Here is a 20902-nt window from a genome sequence, read left to right as displayed (position 1 = left end):
GTAAAATTTTACTTAACTGATTGTCTTTCTACAATGTTTGTAGGTACTACCTTCTTAATGTTTAGAACTCGTCCTTCAATTAATTCAATACAACTTATTAGAGCTTGTTGTCCCATATGTTCTGTTGGTACGTTCATTGTTGATAGGGGCGGGAATGTGTATTCAGATTGTGGTCCATTGTTAAATCCAAATACTCCAACATCTCTAGGAACTGTAAGGCCGGTTTCTAACATAGCACGTAGGGCTCCAGTAGCTATATGATCATTACCACAGAAATATACTTCAGCGATATCATTATCAAGTGCTTGTTTCATCAATGTATAACCAGATTCAGATGTGAATCTTCCTATATGTATATGTTCTTCTTGTAATATGTTTTTTTGCTTTAGGTACTCTCTAAACACCATTTCTCTTCTTTCACCTAGAAAAACATTTCCATCGACTTCTTCCACTCCCCCAATATACCCAATTGATGTATATCCATGGTTGATTAAGTAATCTACAATTGATTTGACAGATTGTTCAAAGTCAATAACAACGCTATCATACTTGTTTTTCTGTGGTGAAGAATCTACAAAGACAAGTGAGGTGGATATTGATTCAAAGTATGAGATACTTTTTTTTGAGAATTTACCAACTAAAATTAAGCCATCGAAATGTTCCTCTTTAAATGTGTATGTATCATTTTCCTTATATAGTACTGATACTTTGATGTTTGATTGTTGAGCAAGACGTTCAATACCCATTCTTATTTGCATGTAGTATGGATCTTCCATTTCTTGTTTTACATCATACCAAAGGACCACTCCTATGTGTAGTTCTTTACTTGATTTTAGTCTCGTTCTGTTTCTTGGTGTTTTGTATTGCATGTCTCTCGCAGTTTTAATTATATTTTTTCTTATTTCATCACCGACACTGAGTGTCTTATCATTGTTTAAAACTCTTGATACTGTAGTGATTGAAACGTTTGTTTTTTCTGCGATTTGTTTTAATGTTGCCATGTGATCACCCCATATAAAAAACCTCTAGTAAAATTATACCAAATTTTTACTAGAGATTAAAGTTTTATTTATATTTTGATGTATCTACTTGAAGTTCTTTGTTTAGGACTTTTTTGAAGCCATTGAAAATTTTGTATGTTACTACAGCGTCTTCAAATGCATTATGAGATTGAACATCTTCTACATCTTCATATAATTTGTATGCATTGAATAACCCTAAATCGTTTTTTAGGTTATAGAAATTCTTGTGTAGTTTTAGAAGATTGATGTATCTTGTTTTATGAGCAATTGATGGAACTTTGTTTATACGATAACTATCACGTAATGCTAAGAAATCGTTTCTTCCCCAAACGATGATCGCTGGATCATATATATCAACTAGTTCATCAAAGATTTCATAGAATTCTTTAAACGATACCCCTTTATCAATTTCCTCTTGTGTTATCTGTAGGAACTTTAGTGTTCTTTTTGTTAGTTTAGGGTGTACTGTCGGTCTGATGTTTATTGATAGTTCTTGAATTACATTATCAGTCTTATCAACTAGGTAGATACCTGCTTGAATGATTTCTTGTTTAAAGGATTTATTTACTGTGTATGGATGCATACTCATTTCTAAATCTAGGAACATTTTATTGTCTAGACTATTGATTAAACTCTTCGTCCCTGATTGAATGTCTTTCACATCATAATACACAATGTTTTTACGGTATCTGATACATTGTATTTTTACAATATAGTCTACTGTATATACTTTGAAGTTTCGATACATTCTTGTTTCGTCATTGCACATGAACTGAATAAATCTACCCTCAATAAGATACTTACTTATTTTATTTAGTAATGATCGTTGAATGTAGTATAGGTTTATTCTTCTTTTTTGTTTAACTGCGATTAAACGTTCTTCTTCATCATAGGCTAATATTTCACCTGATATGAATAATTCCATAGTATCACCTTAGTCTTTTAGTTTATTTATTAGGTTGTCAGCTTGCTTGTTATTTAAGCCTAATTTTATTAGTTCTTCTTTGGTTGCCAACTTAATAAGATTAACACTTTTGTACTCTTTTAGCAACTTGTCTTTGGTTACGGTACCAATTCCTTCGATCTCATCTAAAATCGAATGGAAGATACCTTTTGATCTTACTTGTTTATGATAGGTTACTGCGAATCTATGTGCTTCATCTTGGATTCTTGTTAGGAGATGAAATACATTAGATGTTTTCTTCAGTTTGATTTCTTTTAAGTCTTGATTCATTAACATATTAGTACTATGTGTTTTATCTTTTACAAGTCCTGCGATTGGGATATCTAAATCTAGTGATTGTAAGATATCTTTCGCGGCATTGATTTGTGGTTTACCACCATCAACTAAGATAAGATTTGGTCTTCTTAAATCTTCCATTAGTACTTTGAAATATCTTCTATATAATACTTCTTTCATCATATGATAATCTGAAGTTTTATCTAGTTTTATTTTGTATTTACGGTAGTCTCTTTTTGATGGTTTACCATTCACAAATGTAACCATCGCAGATACTGCGTCTGTCCCAAATAGGTTTGAGTTATCAAATGCTTCTATAACGTATGGAGATGGGATATCTAGTAATTCTCCTAATACTTCTACAGAACCGATTGTTCTGTCCATTTCTCTTTTTACAAGTTCAGTCTTTTCGCTTAGAGCTTGTTCTGCATTTAGGATTGCTAAGTTTAATAGTTTAAACTTATCTCCCTTTTGAGGTTGTGTGATTTTTGTATTTAAAAACTGAAGTAGTGTTTCAGTGTTTAATTCTTCTTGGATAAATACTTCTCTTGGAATAACTTCTCTTTGATAGAACAAGGCGATATAGTCCTCAATTGATTTAAGAGGGTCTGAATAGTATTCAAACATTGATTGATGTCTAGCAGATATCTTTCCATTTCTAATAAAGAATATTTCGATACTGATTAAATATTCATTATAGAAGAACCCGATAACATCTCTATCTTTCATGTCGTTTAAATTTATCTTTTGTGTGTTGGTTGTTGTTTTGATTGAGTCGATTGTTTTCTTGTATTCATGTGCTCTCTCAAATTCTAGTTTTTCTGATGCTTCTAACATTCTTGATTCTAGAAGTTTAGTTACTTCTTTGATGTCACCTTTTAAGAAGTTTTTAATAGATAATCTTATTTCTTTATACTCAACTTCTGTGACTTCTTTTATACAGGGGGCAAGGCATTGTCCCATGTGATAATAAAGACATTCTGTTTTTGGTAGTTTGTCACATTTACGAAGTGGATATATTTTATTTAGTAGTTTTACTGTATCACGAGCTGCGCGTACATTTGGATAAGGCCCAAATACGTTTTTTGATTTCTTTTGAATTTTTCTTGTGACGATAAGTTTTGGATGTTTCTCATTTGTAATTTCGATGTAAGGATATGTTTTATCGTCTGTCAGCAATATATTGTATCTTGGGTTATATTTTTTTATTAAATTAAGTTCTAACAATAATGCATCTAGTTCTGAGTTTGTAACAATGTATTCTATTTTATCGATGTTCATTACAAGTCTTGAAGTCTTAGCATTATGAGACCCAACAAAATAAGAGGTAACTCGCTTTTTAAGATTCTTAGCTTTACCTACGTATATGACGATACCGTCTTTGTTTTTAAATTGGTAACTACCTGGAAGATCAGGGAGTACTTTTAGTTGTTCTTTGAAGTCCATATTAATCACCTATATATAATCAGATATTGATGTCTGATTATTTCTAATCTCCTATTTTGGATTTATCATCAAAGAGTGCTAGGTATACATTCTTGAATGCACTCATATATATTTTTGCGAGTTGCTGTGGTGTTTCTTGTTTACCTGTTTTATGCCATCTTGATAGTATCGTCCAAGCTGAACTTGATACGATATCCATTGTGTAATCCTCAGTCGCTTTTTTTGTTTCTACTATTGGATAAAACATTTTGTTATGGGTTGTTATGATATGATGAATTCCTTCAATCATACTATATTCTAGATTGGCTTCAATTACCAAGTCTACAAGCTCGGTTTCTTCATCTACTTTTTTAAAGAATGACTGAATTAAAAACAGTTCATCTTCTGGGACATTTTGTTTATAATAGTCTATCATATCTAGATAGAATTCTGTGAATAAAGACTTGATTTTAATCTTTATAATATCTTCCTTTGATGAGAAGTTCCTATAAAAAGTAGCACGGCTGATGCCTGCTTTTTTTATGACTTCAGATATATTGATATCATTGAAGTTTTTCGTTTTTTGTAAGCGAGCGAGTGCTTCGAATGTCCACTCTCTTGTATACTTGATTCTCATGTCTATTTTCTCATTATTAAACATAATAGGCCTCCTTGTCTCATAAAGTAAGGTTTGTTTGTAGTATCTCAAAAACTATTATATCATAAAGGTAGTTATGATACAAATGTATCGTATAGGTATAAATGTATAAAAAGGAGTGATTGTATGCTTAAAATTATTAATGAAGTCTTTAAAAGAAAAAAAATAGTCATTACCTTGTTTGCTTTACTACTTGGATATGGAATATATTCATACACAGTAATCCCAAAACAAGAAATGCCTGAAATAGATACACCCTATATGGTGTTAAGTATTACTGCGCCTTCAATGAGTGCTAGTGAAATTGAATCTGATATTGTTGAAGATATCGAGAAAGTAATTATGACGTTTGATGATGTTGTAGATGTTAGAACTAGTATCTATGATAATTATGCCATTATTATAACGACATATACATTTAGTGCTGAGGATCCTGATTCACTCAGTGAATCAGTTTATAAGAAAGTAAATGAGCTTGAACTCCATGAATCAATCACAGATATAAATTATAGTTCTAACTTTGATGATCCTCATATTATTTTCACCGTACATAGTGACACGCTGAACGAGAACGAATTATTATCTTATTCTGAAGGATTTAAAAATGAACTTCTTTTGGTAGATGAAATCAAGAATGTAGAAGTTGATAGTGTATTCCAAAAGGAAGTTGTAATCACATTAAATGAAACACTTCTACAAGCGTATGGTTTAAGCATGATGGATATATACAGTATCATCTACGCAAACACACTAAACCTACCACTTGGTGGAATTGATACAAGCTTTGGAGTCATCAGTGTTAGTGGGCAAATTGACATAGATGATATTGAGGATTTAGAGAAGTTAATCATTATCCCTGAAATTCCTTCTGTCACCCCTAAAGTAGAACTACAAGATATATCGACAATTGAACTTGTCGATACTTCAAGTAAATCGTACGAGTTTAATGGTGAAAACACAGTGTTTTTAAGTGTTTATTTTAAACAAGACGTGGATTTCACTAAAATGGGTCCAGATATTCTAAATATTAAAGAAAACTATTTAGAGAGCGAATCTAATAGTGCTTTAGATATAGATGAAATGTTGTTTTTACCTGATTATGTAGATAAACAAATAAGTAATGTATTCTATAGTTTATTAATCGCTATTGGGATCGTTATGGTTGTTGTTTTGATTGGTATTGGGTTTAGAAATAGTTTATTGGTTATTATTACTGCCCCAATTATTTTGTTTGGTACAATTGGTATTCTGTTTATCGCTAATTTTGAACTCCATAAATTAACGATTGTTGGATTGATTGTTGCGATTGGTATATTGGTTGATAATCAAATTGTTATTACTGAAGGTATTAAAAGAAATATCGATCAAGGAATGAAAAAATCAAAGGCAGCAAAGAAAGCTATTTTAGACAATATGTGGCCTGTCCTAAGTAGTACATTAACAACTATTGCTGCGTTTACTGTTATTGTATTATTACCTGGATTCTTAGGTGAGATTGTTAGTTCAATGCCTCTTACTGTTATTATAGCGTTATCTCTAAGTTATATAGTTAGTATGTCTCTTAGTCCAATACTGGCAATTATTTTTCTAAAGCCGTCTAAAAAAGAATATAAAATTTCGATTCATCAAAAGAGAATCAAAGGAATGATCAGAAAAACTGTCAAGCTTCCATATCTTTGGATCTTTGTTTCATTGTTACTTCTTGGTGGAACTACATATTTAGCATTCACAGTTCAACCGATTGATTTATATCCTAATGATGAACGTAGTGTTTTATACATTGATTTCGAATCTAGTGAAATCGGAAATGAAGGGCAGACTAGAATCATCGCAGATGATATTATTGAGATCATTGAAGACAATCAACACGTTGTTGATTATACAGTAAGTATTGGTGGGGATTTACCGAACTTTCATTTTTCTTCTAAATTCTTAAATGAATTACCACATGTTGGTAGGGTGTATATAAACTTTGATTATAGTGAAGATGATTTATTAGATTATAAAACTGAACTTGAAGAAGAATTAAGTGTTATCCCAGAAACCGTAATTACAGTGAACTCATTAGAACTTAGTCCTCCACTAGCCCCTGTTAGAATTTTACTAACAAGTGATAGTACAGAAGATTTAGATAGTCTAGCTAGTGTTCTATATTCTGAGATTGAACATTTAGATAACGTTAAATCTTATCGAGAAACAACAAATTTAAAATCATTAAAATATACGATAGATTATGACTTTGATTCAATGAGTAGTTCATTTATAACAAAGGTAGAAATTGATAGTACAATTGCGATTTACTTAAATGGATTTGACCTTGATATTTTTGAATTTAATAATGAGTATATCAATGTTCAATTGAACAGTGATATATCTACGTACGAAGAAATCTACACTTTGCAAATCTATAGTGAAACCTTAGATATGAATATACCTCTTAGTACCTTTATAACGATTAACGAAGTATATGATTATAGTGTTATTGAACGTCTCAATAATAAGAACGCAAATATAATTGAATTATATCCAATTGATGATTCTGATAATATTGAATTAGAGACAGATGTAAAAGCATTATTAAAAGATTATGATCTTGAAAATATCAATGTTACTTATAGTGGTGAGAATGATTTATTCAAAGAGATAAGTGAGGATTTAATTAAGGCAAGTATCATAGCTGTAATACTAATCTTTATCATTATGTTCATTCAGTTTAATGATTTCATGAAGCCATTTATAGTCTTACTTACGATTCCATTGTCATTTAGTGGTAGTTTCCTATTCTTAATCATTTTCAACAGTCCAATCACTGCGACGAGTTTAGTTGGGATGGTCTCCTTAATTGGTGTAACGGTAAATACCGGGATCCTTCTTGTTGAATATATTTCGAGAAGATATAAAGAAACTAATGATATAGTTGAAGCTTGTGTTGAATCTGTATATTTAAGATTTAGACCAGTAATGCTTACATCAGCAACGACTATCCTTGGTTTGATTCCGTTACTAATCACAGGTGGAAATTTCTTTAGACCAATGGCAATTACATTCATTGGTGGAATGATTACTTCTACTTTACTTACTATTTTCTTAGTACCGAGTATTTATTACTTACTATTTAATAGAAAGATGAAAAAAATCAAATAAAAAAAAGGACTTATTTCAAGTCCTTTTTTATAGTTTTTTTATCATTAAATATTGGCTAATGTATTCGTTATTATATTTGATTGAATAGTCCTCTGTACCATAATGAATAAATCCAAGTTTTGTATATAATCTTACTGCAGGTTGATTTGTTGAAACGACAGATAGTTTTATAGCTTCTATCTTCTTTTTCTTCAGTACATCAATTAAGTTTATCATTAGAGTCATTCCTATATTATTTCCTCTTTGTTCCTTTGATACATAGACACTATTAATTGTAGCCGCATGCTTCATTTTCTTTCTAGGACTCATAACACCTAAGGACATTCCGACAAGTTTGTTTTCTATAAATGCACCATATGTGATTACCGTTTCTTTTGATAATCTGTTAGTCCACATGATGTCTTCAAATTGTAATTCTTCTTCGTAACTAGAACCAAAGTTTGTTGGTTCATTCTTAAGAAGTTCTAATCTTAATCTTTTAAACTCTTTTAAATCATCTATTGTTAATTCTCTATATTCTATATTATTCATAAATAACAACTCCATATCTCTACATAGATGATTATATCATACTTTAAAAATGATAATTATTATGTGCATTAAAAAAAGACCAAGTAGTTGGTCTTTTTATTTGTTGGATAAAACAATTATGAAATGAAATTGTAAATCAAGTATGTAAATAATCCAATCAGAGTACTAAGTGATGTTCCCCAAACAAGGTCAACAATAGTGACAACGATTGGCCAATCTTTTAATGTTGCTAGATTAGTCAGATCATATGTAGCATATGTCATAAATCCAAATAGTGCTCCTGCGATAAGTACCTTTGTAACACTTTGTGCTTCTACTGCAGGATTTACTACAAAGTATACAACTCCAACTATGAATAGTAGATAGAATATAAGTGCTGCTATGAAGTTCGGTTTGTCACTCATCAAATGTCCAATCTGAGATTTGTAGAATTTCGGTGCAACCAAACCTAACCAAATTGCATCTATGATAAGAAATATAACAAACGCTATGATATACATTTTAAAATAAGCCATTATTTTCCTTCCTTTCTAAATATCTTAAATGGTAAAAACATAGCTGTCTTAGCGGCATATTCATTCCATTCAGAATACTTTTTCATTCTTGTTTCTAATAACGGTGTACTAATAAAGTATAGTACAACTGTTATAACAATAGGACTGATTACAAAGTACAGTGGCGCACCACTTATTGCGGCAAACACAAATATACCCCACCACATTAGTGATTCTCCAAAGTAATTTGGATGACGTGTTTGTTTCCACAAACCGGTTGTTAGAAGTTTTCCTTTTATTTTATTATTTTTAATATGGTCTTTTAATTGTTTATCTCCTATTACCTCGTAGTAGTAACCTATAACCCATAACCCTACTCCGATTAAGCTTAAATATGTAAAGTCTGTTGAGTTTGTGTTAATGAAGTAGCTTGTGCTTCCAATTGCAAATTGCAGAATTCCTTGAAGCATAAAGACTTGAAGAAAGGCTCTTGGAATAACCCATTTCCCCCAAGCTTTTCGCCAATTCGCATATCTAAAATCTTCTGATTCAAATATGTTTCTTTTTAGTATGTAATAAAAAAGTCTCAAACCCCATAATGAAATCAAAGTATTTATAATTATTTGATTTATTGAGTAAGTTCCATTAATGATAAATAATACCCATGATGTCAAAACATATCCAAATCCCCAACCAATATCAACAATACTATTGTTTTTAATGATCGTAGCTACTATAAAGAACAATGTGAAATATATTAATGTAATTGTCAAAGCTAATAGCATACTATTCCTTCTTTCTATTTTTTAATATAACCGATTGCAACACTACCAACTCCACTATGAATTGCTGTAGCGGTTGAAATTTCAGTTATGTACCTTGGAGGAAAGCCAATTAAATTCGTGAACTCCTCTTCGTATTCTTTTACAAGTTTCTCATTCAAACAGTGAACCAGTGAATATGATTCTATTCCACCTTTTTCAAGATCACCGCTAACAAGTTTCTTTATTTTTTTTGTAATACCTTTTTGGCTAAACGCAAATCCAAATGCTGATCCTTTTCCTTTATTAAGTGACATAATTGGTCTTAATCCTAAGAACATCCCAATCGTTCCAACAGCTTTTGGTAATCGTCCACTCATTGTAGCGTACTTAAACGTTTCAAGACAAACAAGGATTTGTGTCTTCTCTCTTATATATTCAATATGTTTGATTATTTCTTTTGTGTTAACTCCTTTATTCATTAACCCAATAGTCTCCTGTACAATAAGACCTTCTGTAACACTATTATTATAACTATCTATCACATATATATTTTTACCTTTTTCAACTAGTTTCTCCGCTTCATTCTTAATAACATCATGTGTTCCACTTAAATGTTTTGAAACAGTAACAACTATTATTTCATCATATTTCAAAAGTAGTTTTGAGAATAAATCGTTTATATATTTTATTGATGGTGTAGCTGTTTTTGGATATTCGTTATATTCATCTAGTGATCCAAATAACATCTTGTTACTAATTGATAATTTATCAAGATAAGGAGTATTATCTATTGAGATATTAATTGGTATAACTACAACATTATTATCGTCGATAATGGACTTGTTTATATCCGCTATGCTATCTACAACTAGAACTCTTTTTGCTGTACTGTTTTTCAATGCCATTTCTAATTGCATGTCATCAATTTTCTGTGATTCAATTTCCCCAAACAACTTCAGTGTTTGAAACACATCTTGAGGCTCATTTGTATGGATATGTACTCTGAATCTCGATTTACCTTCAGCTACTACTAATGAATCCCCATGTTTCTCTAATTCAGAGAAAATCTTCTTTTCGTCAAAGTTACTACTTTTTACAAGACCTTCTGTGCAGTAACGATAGTTGATTTCTCCTTCAAATTGATGTTCATCTACAATTTTAATATTTTCATAGCTCTCTACATCTATTTCGTCGTTGTTGTAGTAACTAACGATTCCCTTAACAAATAGAACAAACCCAAGTGCACCACTATCTACGACATCATTTTCTGATAATACTTCAAGCATTTTCTTTGTTTGACTTAAATACTTATTTATATGTATGTAACTTCTTTCGAATTTTTCTTCCAATGAAAGATCAAGAGGTAGTAATTCATTTAAAATTTTGGACCACTCTTTCATCAAAGTAATCATAGTTCCTTCGACAGGATTACTAAGTGCTGAGTATGTATATACTACACTTTTTTCTACCAACCTTTGGAATTCCTCAAAGCTAACTTTTTCTCCATAGTTGTTCGCTTTTTGAAGTCCGTTTACAAATTGTGCGAATATAACTCCACTGTTTCCTCTTGCTCCAAATAGAGCTGAATCACAGATTGATTCTAGTGTTGCTTTAAATGATTCTGTTACATTTGACTCTAGTGATATCGTCCTCAGAGTTTGAAGTAAATTATTACCAGTGTCTCCATCTGCGACGGGAAAAACATTGATATCATTCAAGAATAATCTTTCTTTCATAATATAGTATGTCCCATAATTAAACATTTGATATAAATCTCTACCGTTGATGTATTTCATTTCCTCACCCTTTTCATGTATGTTATTTATCTTAGGCTAATTTTTAAACCTATTTATTCTGATGATTTAAAAACTCTTTTAAATCTTCAATTCTTCTAAGTATGAATACTTTGTCGTTTGACTCTAATTCTTTATTATTAATATATCCTTGTCCGCCTATACCAATAATCAATTTGTCATTATATTTCTCAATTACGTGTTCTACAAACTGAATTAGACTATTCATGTTTTCTTCAATTGTAATTGATATAAAAATAAAGTTTGGTTTATATTCTTTAATAAGTTGATCGATACTTCTTATTGGAACGTTACTTCCTAAGTAGACAGTATTTACACCTTTTGCCTCGAGATAGGTAGTAATCATCTCTAATCCTAAAGTATGTTTTTCAGATCCGATTGAAAATGTAATTGCTTTTTTACTTTGAACAATTGAACTATTATTGATGCTGATATAGTTAATTACTTTTCTAACAATACTCGTTGAATAATGTTCATCAGCTTCAGTGATAATTCCTTTTTCCCACAATGTACCTATTGAATACATTACCTGTTTTAAAATTGTATCAATTATTGTGTCAATATCGAATATCGGATAGACTTCAGATTCAAATATGCTTATAAAATTCTTTTCGTTCTTAGTTGTTAAACAATTTACAAGAGAATCTATTAAACTCTCTTTTATTGGTAATTCACGATTATTACTTTGTCTGATGAAAGAATGGCCAATTAAATCATCAATTGATACATCAAAGATATCAGATAAAAGGATTAATGTATCAATTGTAGGTTGTCTAGTACCTGCTTCGTAATGTGCAATTGAAGTTTGAGATACTCCTAATAACTTAGACAACTGTATTTGATTATATTTTTTTTGCTTTCTAAGTTCTTTAATGTTCTTTCCTAAAGACTTCATTCAATCACCTCTTTCTATTACAATATAGCATATTTTCATATTAAATTAAAAGGAATATGCTTTTAAGTAATATTTATATTTGTAATAATAAAGTTGTTATCTTTGGTAATCAACATATAAAGTACTATAATGAAGACAGGTGATACTATGAAAGAAGAAAGATACTCGACAATTAAAAGACAATCAACCACACACGTAACGTATATAATGCTGTCTTCTTTCAGAGTGCTTGATAATCATGGATTGCATTATGCAATCAGTAATTATGAGACATGCAATATTATTGTTTTCAGAGTATCTGAGTCTGAAAGACAAGACGAATTTTTTGATTCGTTCATCCATGATTCAATGAATACATTAAGCCAATTTGGACATGTTAAACTTGTTAATGATTTGAAAAACATTACTCTTAAGAATGATATCGTTATTGATAAAGGATATATGCGTGAACATAGGGATATAGAAGAACATATTAAACTACATAGCCAATATACAGTCACTTCTGTTGAGAGCAATGTTGTTGTACCAGTATCGTTTGAATCTCAGAAAGAGGAGTATTCTGCTAGAACCATAAGACCAAAAATATTCAAACATTTATATGCTTTTATTGATCCAGTTCTTGATGACTTGTTGATTACAAGTATTGAAAAAAAGGCTATCAACGAATTCAATCATTTCGTAAATCACAAGCTGCAGTATTATCATTTGAAAAACCATCCTGAGTTTGACTATACATCTGGAATGTCTGTCTACTTAAAATATGGGATTATTTCTCCAATAAGATTATTGATTATATTAGAGCGAGCAAATGTACGTAACAAAGAATCATTTATTGAAGAATTAGTAGTTCGAAGAGAACTTTCATATAACTTTATATACTACAATCCATTATATGATAATTTCAACCATATTACATATCCTTGGGCATACCAAACAATGGAAGTTCATCAATTTGATAATAAGAAGTACTTATATTCAATTGATGACTATATTAACTTCAGAACACATGATAAATATTTCAATACAGCGATGAAAGAAATGGTTTTACTTGGAAAGATGCACGGATATATGAGAATGTATTGGTGTAAGAAAATCATTGAATGGAGTCCAAATTTCAAATATGCATATGACACTGCAATATACTTAAATAACCATTATTTTTTAGATGGTAATACCCCTAATGGTTACACAGGCGTTGCCTGGTGTTTTGGTAAACACGACCGTGCATGGAAGGAACGTTTGATTTTTGGTAAATTACGATATATGAACGCCAACGGCTTAAAACGCAAATTTGATATAGAGAACTATATTATTAGAATAGAAAGTGAAGTGAAAGTTTATGAATCATCCAAAACCAATAATCTTGATTAGTGCTTGTCTTGAACATAGTCCAGTGAGATTTGATGGAACTCAAATAAGTGATCAAGTAATTCGAGATATGAAAGAGTTTGTTCAGTTTAAACCAGTATGTCCAGAAATGGCAATCGGAATGCCTGCACCAAGAGATACAATACGATTGATTCGTCCAAAAGGCGAAAGATTACAATTAGTTTCTTCTAAAGAGGGTGTAGACTTCACTGATGATATGTTGTCATTTTCTAAGAAGTATATTGATAAAACTTTCAACCATTCTTATGATGGTTTTATTCTAAAGGCAAAATCACCAACGTGTGGAACGGATAAAGTTAAAGTATATAAAGGTGTAGGTAAAAGCCAACCTTTAGAATCTGTTCAAAATGGAATGTTTGCTGAAGAAGTCGTAACTAGATATGAGAACTATCCAATAGAATCAGAAAGACGTCTTTCAAACTTTAATATTAGAGAACACTTCTTCATTCGTGTATTTACTACTGCAAGATACAAGGAAATCAAAGATATGTCTATAAAACATTTGGTAAGTTTTCATTCACAACACAAATACTTATTTATGACATACAACCAGACTATAATGAAGAATATGGGTAACGTTGTAGCTAATCATGAGCAAAAATCAGTGAAGGAAGTTTATGGTTCATACTTTGAGTTACTACTTCAATTATTTAGACACCCTGCTACAAAACAGAAAAGAATCAATGTCCTTACACATATTTACGGATACTTTAAAGACCAACTCTCAAACGATGAGAAAGCGTATTATTTTGAAACACAAAATGATTACCTACAAAACCATATTCCATACTCAAGTCCTCTAAGAATACTAAAAGGATTTGCGATTCGATTTGATCAAGGTTATTTGTTGGATCAAATTATATTTGACCCTTACCCAATAAAATTACTAACACAATTAGATAGTGGTAAAAAGATATAGGAGGAGATCATGAAAATGATTATTATTAAAGTTATAGTTGTTTTAAGTGCTTCATTTATGATTTATATGAACTACCTCGCAAATGCAAAACCTCTTGGTGGCATTTCAACCGGAGAAATTTCAGATAAATATAATACTATGTTTACCCCTTCAGGTTTCACATTTTCTATATGGGGTATTATTTACATATTGGTCATTGTATTCGTCTTTACATTTACAACTTCAAAGCAAGGTGATATTCCAAATATGAACTTACTAGGTATATTATTCATTGTTACCTGTATTTTGAATTCTACTTGGCTTCTTAGTTGGCATTTCGATAGGATATTTCTAAGTACAGTAATTATGGTATTATTTCTTATAACTTTATTATCTATCCTGCAATTCACAGCGCCAATTGGTATCACATATATCACATTTAGTGTTTATGCAGGATGGATTAGTGTTGCACTTATTGCCAATATATCAATACTGTTATTTAAGTATGATATCAGTCTCTTTATGAGCAATGAAACACTTTGGCTTTATGTTATCCTTGGAGTAAGTGTAATCATTGGTGGTTACATGGTTATCATTGAGAAAAACTATTACTACGGAGTTGTATTCCTTTGGGCATACTTTGGTATTGCAATGAAATATATCAATTAAATGAAAAGAGAATCCCATTACTCAATGGAATTCTCTTTTTAATATCCTACTAAAACCCTCTATTTTGTCCCCTATAAGGTGGTTCTTTTCCAATCATGTATTCATCTATTCCCGGACCATTCAAATTAATGAAAACAAACCAACAAAAAAGAGCAAAATTGCTCTTTTTATTTCTCATTATATTCTATTCTTTTCTCGCAAATCCAGCAAGTAGAGAATATCTCTTTTTCTCTTTGTCTATTGTACTATATCTATTTGCTAATTCAGATAACTCTTTACTTAACACCTCAAAGTCTTCTTCTGAAAGATATACATCTTTTGCAGTGATCATTCCAACTTCTGTTGGATCTTCTATTTTGTGGTCTACTGCGTTTTTAGATGAAATAAAGAAGTCTTTTTTGAAGTCATCAATCATATTAGCAATCATTGATTCTACTTTGTTTAATTGTTTGTATATTTTTTCTGATTCTTCATCTTGAAGTTTCACAGTGAAACTTGTTTTTGGTAGGTAATAGTATTTTGCATTAATCCCGTTTATAACTTCAACATGATCTAATTCAAGAACGTTTATAGATAATAATTTTTTAACATGGTAATGTACTTTTGCTGGAACTTCTCCTAAATGATCAGCACATTGCTTTACTGTTAAAGGAACACCATACCCTTGGTATGTTTTGATTATTTTCATACGATATGGGTCACTAAATATCTTTAGTTCTTCATCGGTTGTGATTATTCTCATTTTGTCATCCATACTATCACTCCTCTTTGGCTATTATATCATATATTTTGAATAGATTAAACAAGCTCCTTGTTTCTGTTTGTTGCCCAGAATACAGAAGAAAGTAATACTCCACTGAATCCCATAATGATGAATAGTAATGATACAGAAATACTATCCCCGATTATTGAAACTACAAATCCACCAAGTGGCATTGCACATAGTACAACAACTCCCATAATTGATGATAATCTTCCAAGCATTTCAGGTGCAGTTGTTCTCATGATTGCTGCAGTCATTGGTGCATTTACAACTGGAACACTCAATCCGAAGAAGAATGAAACAATTATAACAAATAATAGGTTAAAGTTTTCTGAGAAATTGGTATATCCTGGTAATCCCATTAACATGTACATTAACCCAAGTAATGATAATCCAAGACCAATACCTGTGATTGCATTCATATTTTTACCTTTGACACCCATTAAATACCCACCAACAATCATTCCAATCATTACTGCCATACCTAAGTAACTAAGACCTTCTACTCCTAGATTAAGTACTTCAGTAACATATATTGGTCTTAAAACGTTTAGTGGTACTAATGCGAAATTAAGGAAAGATGCTAAGAGTAATAAAGCAATCAAGATTTTCTTTGATCTTAGATACGTTATTCCTTCTCCAATTAATACAAAGTAATCTTTTACTTTTGGTTTCTCTGCGACTTCTTCTCTTCTATCTTTAAATTGAATTAAGAATATTAATAATCCTGAGAATAAAAATGTAATTGCATCTATTAAGATAGTTCCCCAAATTCCAACAACTGCGATTAGAATACCAGCAACACTTAAACCTATAAGAGATCCAAAGTTTGATGCAGTTCCAAGCCATGATGATCCTTTGACAAAGTCTTCTTGTTCAATGATGTTAGGCATCATACTTCCACGAGCTGGATTTGCGAATGATTCAAATAATGAATTGATTGATACAAACACAAATAAATGCCACACTTCTAATATGTTAAGGAAATAGAACAAAGCCAAAACCGCTACACTAAATCCTCTTAAAATATCTCCAAACACTGTTATCATTTTTTTATTAAACACATCTGCTACTACACCACCAAAAGGTAGTATTAATATATTAGGAATAATACTGATCGCAAATATCGTACCCATTAGTACTCTACTCCCTGTCATTACATATACCATCCAACTAAATGCGATTGAATCAATACTATCTCCAAACCTAGTTATAAAAGTAGCTGTTAGTAACTTTTGGTAATTTTTGTTAATTATTGTTTTCATGAAATCATCTCCATTAAATTTATTTTATCGTTAAACTTATTTTACCGTTGTATTTATATTTTGTCAACAAAAACGTTAAAATAATTTTCACGTTAGTTCAATCCATTCAATTTATAACATTCATTTAAAGAAGATTCATCAGTAATACAATGAATTTTACTAAGATCGTTATCAAAAAAAGACAGTCATTTATAGACTGTCTTTTTTTGATATTGGTAAAGATACTGTAAATGTGATTAATTCATTTTCTGTATTTATTTCAATTTTCCCATTGTGATTTTCAGTAATAAATTTAGCTATGGGTAATCCAAGACCATAGCTTTTTTCATCGATTGTACTACGTGATGTATCCACTTTGTAGAACCGATCAAATAAATGTTTGGTATTGTTGATTGTTTCTTGATCTGTTTTATTTGATATTTCAAATATAACTTTATGACCTTTTTTATATAAACTCATTTCGATTAAATTATCTACAGAATATTTAACTGCGTTATCAATTAGATTTGTAAACAACTGATTGAGTTGTGTGTTTATTCCATTGATATGTAAATCAGAAGTAATGGTTGAGTCGTGTTTAATTTTCTTTTCATAGAATAATGCATCATACATTAGAAGTTTATTGTTTATTACATCACTAATATTTACATCTTCTAGGTTTGTGCTTTTGGTTGATGTTAAAAATAGTAGACTATTAGATAGTGATGTCATATTATGTACTTCATCTTTTAAGAGTTTTAACCAAGATTCTTTTTCCTTGTCTGTTTTATCAGGATAGTTTAGCAGAATATCTAAGTTAGAATTCATAATTGCTAGTGGTGTTCTAAGTTCATGTGATGCACTACTTACAAATTCTTTCTGTTTTGTGTATGAAATCTTTATTGGTTTAATAATTTTGATTACAAATATTCTACTTATCACAGACATAATAAGTAATGCAACTACACCGATGATTAATAATGTTTGAACCATTGAAGAAACTACTTCATTCAGATCAGTGACATTGATAAATATAACAGCTTCTTTTTGATGAACAATAACAGTTTTGTGTTCCCATAACTGATCGTTTAATTCAATTGTGCTCTGGTCCATATTTTCGTATAAATATAATGTATCAACTTCTAGTAAGTCATCATTAGTTTGGTATGTAAAGTCTATTTCTTCGCTGAATATGATAACATACGTTTCTTTTCGTGGTCTTTGATCTACGTTAAAAGGGTTAATAGATCCTTCTAGAATGGCTCCAGTTAATATGTTAAAGTCTTCTTCTTTTTGACGATTAATCCCATCTTTTGTTGTTAAATATACAACAGAAAAAGATGCTATTAGGACTATGCTGATACTAATCACAAGTATTAGTGTAAATCGATTTGTTAGTTTTTTAAACATCTCGTACCTCCAATATATATCCTGCACCTCTAACTGCTTTTATAATAAGGTTAGAATGGATTGCTTTTAGTTTTTTCCTTATGAATGATATATATACTTCTACATTATTATCCATTGCTTCAGAATCAAACCCCCATACTTTTTCGATGATTTGTTCTTTTGAGGTAATCATATTCTTTCTGTTCATTAGGAGTTCTAGTAACTCTTTTTCTTTTGCACTGATTCCAATGCTTTGCTCTTCTGTTTCAATTTTCATTAGTTCAGGATACAGTACAACATTCCCAAATTCTAGGTTGTTTTTATTTAGCTCAAATTTATTTCTTCGACCAAGTGCTTTTAATCTAGCAAGTAGTTCTAAGGATTCAAAAGGTTTAACAAGATAATCATCAGCTCCACTTGTTAATCCTTCAACTTTATCTTCTAACTCACCTTTTGCCGTAAGCATAATGATTGAAGTACTAACATCATTTCTTCTTGCTTCCTTTAATACTTCAAGTCCATTCATCTTTGGCAACATGTAATCCAAAATAACGATATCATAAATACCGCTTAATATATTATCTAATCCATCTTCTCCATCATAGGATATATCGACACTATAATTATTCTTTAATAGAATGTGTTCAATGTTTGTGGCTAATCTCATATCATCTTCAACAATCAATATTTTCATTTGTACCACTCCCTTAACCAAATTATAACATTTTTTTTGGTTATTTGAATATTTTAAGGTTTGTTTAAGGTTCAAGTTTTAGAATGTTTGTATCAACCAAAAGCGAGGTGAGGAAATGGGAGCAAAATATAATTTCGAACGAACAGAAAAAAAGTATTTATTAACAACTGATCAATTTGAAGATTTACTTAAAAAAAGTGCACCTCATTTAATCGAAGATGAGTTCAAAGAGTTCACTGTCAATAATATATATTTTGACAATGATGATGACCTACTAATTAGAAGATCAATCTCCAAACCATATTATAAGGAGAAACTTAGATTACGTGGGTACAATGATATCTCTGAGAATGAACTGTTTTTAGAAATCAAAAAGAAACATAATAAAGTTGTTTATAAAAGAAGAGCAAGTATTACATTTGATGAGATTGATGATGAATATACATTTAATCATCCAGATAGTCAAATAGAAAAAGAGATTGATTACTTCATAAAGCGATATGCACCAAAACCAAAGTATTATATCGGATATAAACGTAGTGCTTATAAAGATTCAGAGGATCCACATCTTAGAATCACATTTGATAAAGACATTACTTATCGATTAGAAGACCTTGATTTAAGGTCTGGGTTCTATGGAAAGAGTTTACTAGATGAAGATGAAATCATCATGGAAATAAAAACAATTGCGGCAATGCCACTGTGGTTAGTTGGTGCATTGAACGAACTAAAAATTTATCCTACATCATATTCGAAAGTAGGAAATATATATAAGAAAGAACTTACTGAAAGTAGAGGAATTAGATTATGAGTTTAATAGAAAGTATTTTTACAACAGAAAACGGAGAAATAGTATTATCATTAGGAACATTTTTACTAGCTACAGGGATGTCACTTGTATTAGGATTTATCGTAGCTAAATCAGCAACAATTAGACAAACATCAAGTAAAAGTTTTATTACAACACTAGCTGTTTTACCAGTTATAGTACAAGTTATTATTATGATTGTTAACGGAAATATCGGGACCGGTATTGCTGTAATGGGAACATTTAGTTTGGTACGTTTTAGATCTCTTCAAGGGAATGCAAGAGAGATAATGAATATATTCTTATGTATGGCTATTGGGTTAGCTACAGGAACTGGTTATATCTTCTATGCTGCAATATTTGCTGTTGTAGTAGTAATCGCAAATCAAGTGTACTTACATAGTAATTTTGCTGAAAGAGACCAGTTTGAAAGATTACTAAAAATCACAATTCCTGAAGATATCTTCATCATGGAATTATTCGATGATTTATTAGAAGAATTCACTAGAAAATTTGAACTGGTTACAATCAAAACAACGAACATGGGTAGTTTATACAGAGTTGCCTATCATGTAGACTTAATCGATTCTAGACAAATAAAAGATTTGATTGATGAAATCAGATGTAGAAACGGTAACCTAGAAGTAAACATCGGTATCGTTAAAGATAATAAAGGAGAGTTATAGGTGATAATATGAAAAAGAAAATATTAGTAATAATCATGGTTCTTGCAACTCTACTTTCTTTGGTAGGTTGCACAGAGGAAACACCTTATGTAGTAACAGATGAAGACATTGAAGCACTTCAAACCACAGTTTTAGATATTGATGGGTTATACATTGGATTACTAGATGACAATTCGATGACAAATAGTACCAATGTAGAAATAAAATCAAACGTAATAACAATCAAATCAGGTGGAACTTATACTCTAACAGGATTACTGACAGATGGACAAATCATTGTTGACACAAATGATGCTGTAGAGTTGATTCTAGACTCCGTCTCAATTAACAGTGATTATAGCGCAGCGATCTACGTTGAAGATGCTGATGGTGGAG

General features: G+C 30.6%; 20 protein-coding genes. 7 read left to right on the top strand and 13 right to left on the bottom strand.

The genetic code is table 11. The annotated features are described in order from the left end of the window. Window positions 1–8: 8 nt before the first annotated feature. The 4 genes from AC2LE6_RS02070 to AC2LE6_RS02055 form a co-directional block, all read right to left on the bottom strand. Entirely contained in the window at window positions 9–1001 is a 993-nt protein-coding gene (locus tag AC2LE6_RS02070; protein ID WP_484477580.1) for a LacI family DNA-binding transcriptional regulator, read from the bottom strand. 64 nt (window positions 1002–1065) lie between these two features. Further along, complete coding sequence (locus AC2LE6_RS02065; protein ID WP_484477579.1) at window positions 1066–1947, bottom strand: 3'-5' exonuclease; 882 nt, start codon at window positions 1945–1947, stop codon at window positions 1066–1068. Window positions 1948–1956: 9 nt separating this feature from the next. Beyond that, window positions 1957–3714, bottom strand: coding sequence for an excinuclease ABC subunit UvrC (gene uvrC / locus AC2LE6_RS02060; protein WP_484477590.1), 1758 nt, complete (start codon window positions 3712–3714; stop codon window positions 1957–1959). A gap of 37 nt (window positions 3715–3751) precedes the next feature. Continuing rightward, a complete protein-coding gene (locus AC2LE6_RS02055) occupies window positions 3752–4348 on the bottom strand; it encodes a TetR/AcrR family transcriptional regulator (RefSeq protein ID WP_484477578.1) in 597 nt (198 codons plus the stop codon). 123 nt (window positions 4349–4471) lie between these two features. On the opposite strand from AC2LE6_RS02055, the gene AC2LE6_RS02050 reads away from it, so the two are divergent. Further along, entirely contained in the window at window positions 4472–7489 is a 3018-nt protein-coding gene (locus AC2LE6_RS02050; RefSeq protein ID WP_484477577.1) for an efflux RND transporter permease subunit, read from the top strand. A 27-nt stretch (window positions 7490–7516) separates the two neighbouring features. Here the strand turns inward: AC2LE6_RS02050 and AC2LE6_RS02045 are convergent, their stop codons facing one another. The 5 genes from AC2LE6_RS02045 to AC2LE6_RS02025 form a co-directional block, all read right to left on the bottom strand. Further along, window positions 7517–8020 (bottom strand): N-acetyltransferase family protein, encoded by a 504-nt coding sequence (locus AC2LE6_RS02045; protein ID WP_484477576.1) that lies wholly within the window; start codon window positions 8018–8020, stop codon window positions 7517–7519. A 116-nt stretch (window positions 8021–8136) separates the two neighbouring features. Further along, window positions 8137–8535, bottom strand: a complete 399-nt coding sequence (locus tag AC2LE6_RS02040; protein ID WP_484477575.1) for a DUF2177 family protein — start codon at window positions 8533–8535, stop codon at window positions 8137–8139. Further along, entirely contained in the window at window positions 8535–9299 is a 765-nt protein-coding gene (locus tag AC2LE6_RS02035; RefSeq protein ID WP_484477574.1) for a DUF1295 domain-containing protein, read from the bottom strand. Before AC2LE6_RS02035 ends, AC2LE6_RS02040 begins: the two co-directional genes overlap by 1 nt. 14 nt (window positions 9300–9313) lie before the next feature. Further along, window positions 9314–11074 carry a DegV family protein gene (locus AC2LE6_RS02030; RefSeq protein ID WP_484477573.1) on the bottom strand — a complete coding sequence of 587 codons (1761 nt, stop codon included), beginning with the start codon at window positions 11072–11074 and terminating at the stop codon, window positions 9314–9316. Between the two features lie 49 nt (window positions 11075–11123). Then, complete coding sequence (locus tag AC2LE6_RS02025; protein ID WP_484477572.1) at window positions 11124–11987, bottom strand: helix-turn-helix domain-containing protein; 864 nt, start codon at window positions 11985–11987, stop codon at window positions 11124–11126. 147 nt (window positions 11988–12134) lie between these two features. On the opposite strand from AC2LE6_RS02025, the gene AC2LE6_RS02020 reads away from it, so the two are divergent. Genes AC2LE6_RS02020 through AC2LE6_RS02010 form a run of 3 tightly spaced genes read left to right on the top strand, consistent with a single transcriptional unit; the run spans window position 12135 to window position 14943 of the window. Beyond that, window positions 12135–13358 (top strand): deoxyribodipyrimidine photo-lyase, encoded by a 1224-nt coding sequence (locus tag AC2LE6_RS02020; protein WP_484477571.1) that lies wholly within the window; start codon window positions 12135–12137, stop codon window positions 13356–13358. After that, window positions 13327–14295, top strand: coding sequence for a YbgA family protein (locus AC2LE6_RS02015; protein WP_484477570.1), 969 nt, complete (start codon window positions 13327–13329; stop codon window positions 14293–14295). Before AC2LE6_RS02020 ends, AC2LE6_RS02015 begins: the two co-directional genes overlap by 32 nt. Window positions 14296–14304: 9 nt before the next feature. Continuing rightward, window positions 14305–14943, top strand: coding sequence for a TspO/MBR family protein (locus AC2LE6_RS02010; protein ID WP_484477569.1), 639 nt, complete (start codon window positions 14305–14307; stop codon window positions 14941–14943). A gap of 184 nt (window positions 14944–15127) precedes the next feature. On the opposite strand, the gene AC2LE6_RS02005 is transcribed toward AC2LE6_RS02010, so the two are convergent. The 4 genes from AC2LE6_RS02005 to AC2LE6_RS01990 all read right to left on the bottom strand — a co-directional run bounded on the left by AC2LE6_RS02005 (window position 15128) and on the right by AC2LE6_RS01990 (window position 19033). Then, the gene (locus AC2LE6_RS02005; protein WP_484477568.1) at window positions 15128–15697 is read right to left on the bottom strand and encodes an ArsR/SmtB family transcription factor; all 570 of its coding nucleotides are present in this window, start codon (window positions 15695–15697) and stop codon (window positions 15128–15130) included. A 44-nt stretch (window positions 15698–15741) separates the two neighbouring features. Next, window positions 15742–16971, bottom strand: a complete 1230-nt coding sequence (locus tag AC2LE6_RS02000; RefSeq protein ID WP_484477567.1) for an MFS transporter — start codon at window positions 16969–16971, stop codon at window positions 15742–15744. A 189-nt stretch (window positions 16972–17160) separates the two neighbouring features. Further along, window positions 17161–18360 carry a sensor histidine kinase gene (locus AC2LE6_RS01995; protein ID WP_484477566.1) on the bottom strand — a complete coding sequence of 400 codons (1200 nt, stop codon included), beginning with the start codon at window positions 18358–18360 and terminating at the stop codon, window positions 17161–17163. Continuing rightward, window positions 18353–19033, bottom strand: a complete 681-nt coding sequence (locus AC2LE6_RS01990; RefSeq protein WP_484477565.1) for a response regulator transcription factor — start codon at window positions 19031–19033, stop codon at window positions 18353–18355. The genes AC2LE6_RS01995 and AC2LE6_RS01990 overlap by 8 nt, the downstream gene beginning before the upstream one ends. A gap of 115 nt (window positions 19034–19148) precedes the next feature. Here AC2LE6_RS01990 and AC2LE6_RS01985 point away from each other — a divergent pair, with 115 nt between their 5' ends. From AC2LE6_RS01985 to AC2LE6_RS01975, 3 genes are all read left to right on the top strand, one after another. Next, window positions 19149–19844 (top strand): VTC domain-containing protein, encoded by a 696-nt coding sequence (locus tag AC2LE6_RS01985; protein ID WP_484477564.1) that lies wholly within the window; start codon window positions 19149–19151, stop codon window positions 19842–19844. After that, window positions 19841–20527 (top strand): DUF4956 domain-containing protein, encoded by a 687-nt coding sequence (locus AC2LE6_RS01980; RefSeq protein WP_484477563.1) that lies wholly within the window; start codon window positions 19841–19843, stop codon window positions 20525–20527. Before AC2LE6_RS01985 ends, AC2LE6_RS01980 begins: the two co-directional genes overlap by 4 nt. A gap of 8 nt (window positions 20528–20535) precedes the next feature. Beyond that, window positions 20536–20902 (top strand): carbohydrate-binding domain-containing protein (locus AC2LE6_RS01975; protein ID WP_484477562.1); only part of this gene is annotated, 367 nt, incomplete at its 3' end.

The organism is Candidatus Izemoplasma sp., assembly GCF_982632705.1.
Note: the sequence above shows the minus strand (reverse complement) of the source record. Positions and strands in the feature narration are given on the sequence as shown.

Bases quoted from the DNA above. Each gene is read 5' to 3' on its own strand.
- AC2LE6_RS02070 (WP_484477580.1), bottom strand. From the start codon at position 1,001: ATGGCAACATTAAAACAAATCGCAGAAAAAACAAACGTTTCAATCACT.
- AC2LE6_RS02065 (WP_484477579.1), bottom strand. From the start codon at position 1,947: ATGGAATTATTCATATCAGGTGAAATATTAGCCTATGATGAAGAAGAA.
- AC2LE6_RS02055 (WP_484477578.1), bottom strand. From the start codon at position 4,348: ATGTTTAATAATGAGAAAATAGACATGAGAATCAAGTATACAAGAGAG.
- AC2LE6_RS02050 (WP_484477577.1), top strand. From the start codon at position 4,472: ATGCTTAAAATTATTAATGAAGTCTTTAAAAGAAAAAAAATAGTCATT.
- AC2LE6_RS02045 (WP_484477576.1), bottom strand. From the start codon at position 8,020: ATGAATAATATAGAATATAGAGAATTAACAATAGATGATTTAAAAGAG.
- AC2LE6_RS02040 (WP_484477575.1), bottom strand. From the start codon at position 8,535: ATGGCTTATTTTAAAATGTATATCATAGCGTTTGTTATATTTCTTATC.
- AC2LE6_RS02035 (WP_484477574.1), bottom strand. From the start codon at position 9,299: ATGCTATTAGCTTTGACAATTACATTAATATATTTCACATTGTTCTTT.
- AC2LE6_RS02030 (WP_484477573.1), bottom strand. From the start codon at position 11,074: ATGAAATACATCAACGGTAGAGATTTATATCAAATGTTTAATTATGGG.
- AC2LE6_RS02025 (WP_484477572.1), bottom strand. From the start codon at position 11,987: ATGAAGTCTTTAGGAAAGAACATTAAAGAACTTAGAAAGCAAAAAAAA.
- AC2LE6_RS02020 (WP_484477571.1), top strand. From the start codon at position 12,135: ATGAAAGAAGAAAGATACTCGACAATTAAAAGACAATCAACCACACAC.
- AC2LE6_RS02015 (WP_484477570.1), top strand. From the start codon at position 13,327: ATGAATCATCCAAAACCAATAATCTTGATTAGTGCTTGTCTTGAACAT.
- AC2LE6_RS02010 (WP_484477569.1), top strand. From the start codon at position 14,305: ATGAAAATGATTATTATTAAAGTTATAGTTGTTTTAAGTGCTTCATTT.
- AC2LE6_RS02005 (WP_484477568.1), bottom strand. From the start codon at position 15,697: ATGGATGACAAAATGAGAATAATCACAACCGATGAAGAACTAAAGATA.
- AC2LE6_RS02000 (WP_484477567.1), bottom strand. From the start codon at position 16,971: ATGAAAACAATAATTAACAAAAATTACCAAAAGTTACTAACAGCTACT.
- AC2LE6_RS01995 (WP_484477566.1), bottom strand. From the start codon at position 18,360: ATGTTTAAAAAACTAACAAATCGATTTACACTAATACTTGTGATTAGT.
- AC2LE6_RS01990 (WP_484477565.1), bottom strand. From the start codon at position 19,033: ATGAAAATATTGATTGTTGAAGATGATATGAGATTAGCCACAAACATT.
- AC2LE6_RS01985 (WP_484477564.1), top strand. From the start codon at position 19,149: ATGGGAGCAAAATATAATTTCGAACGAACAGAAAAAAAGTATTTATTA.
- AC2LE6_RS01980 (WP_484477563.1), top strand. From the start codon at position 19,841: ATGAGTTTAATAGAAAGTATTTTTACAACAGAAAACGGAGAAATAGTA.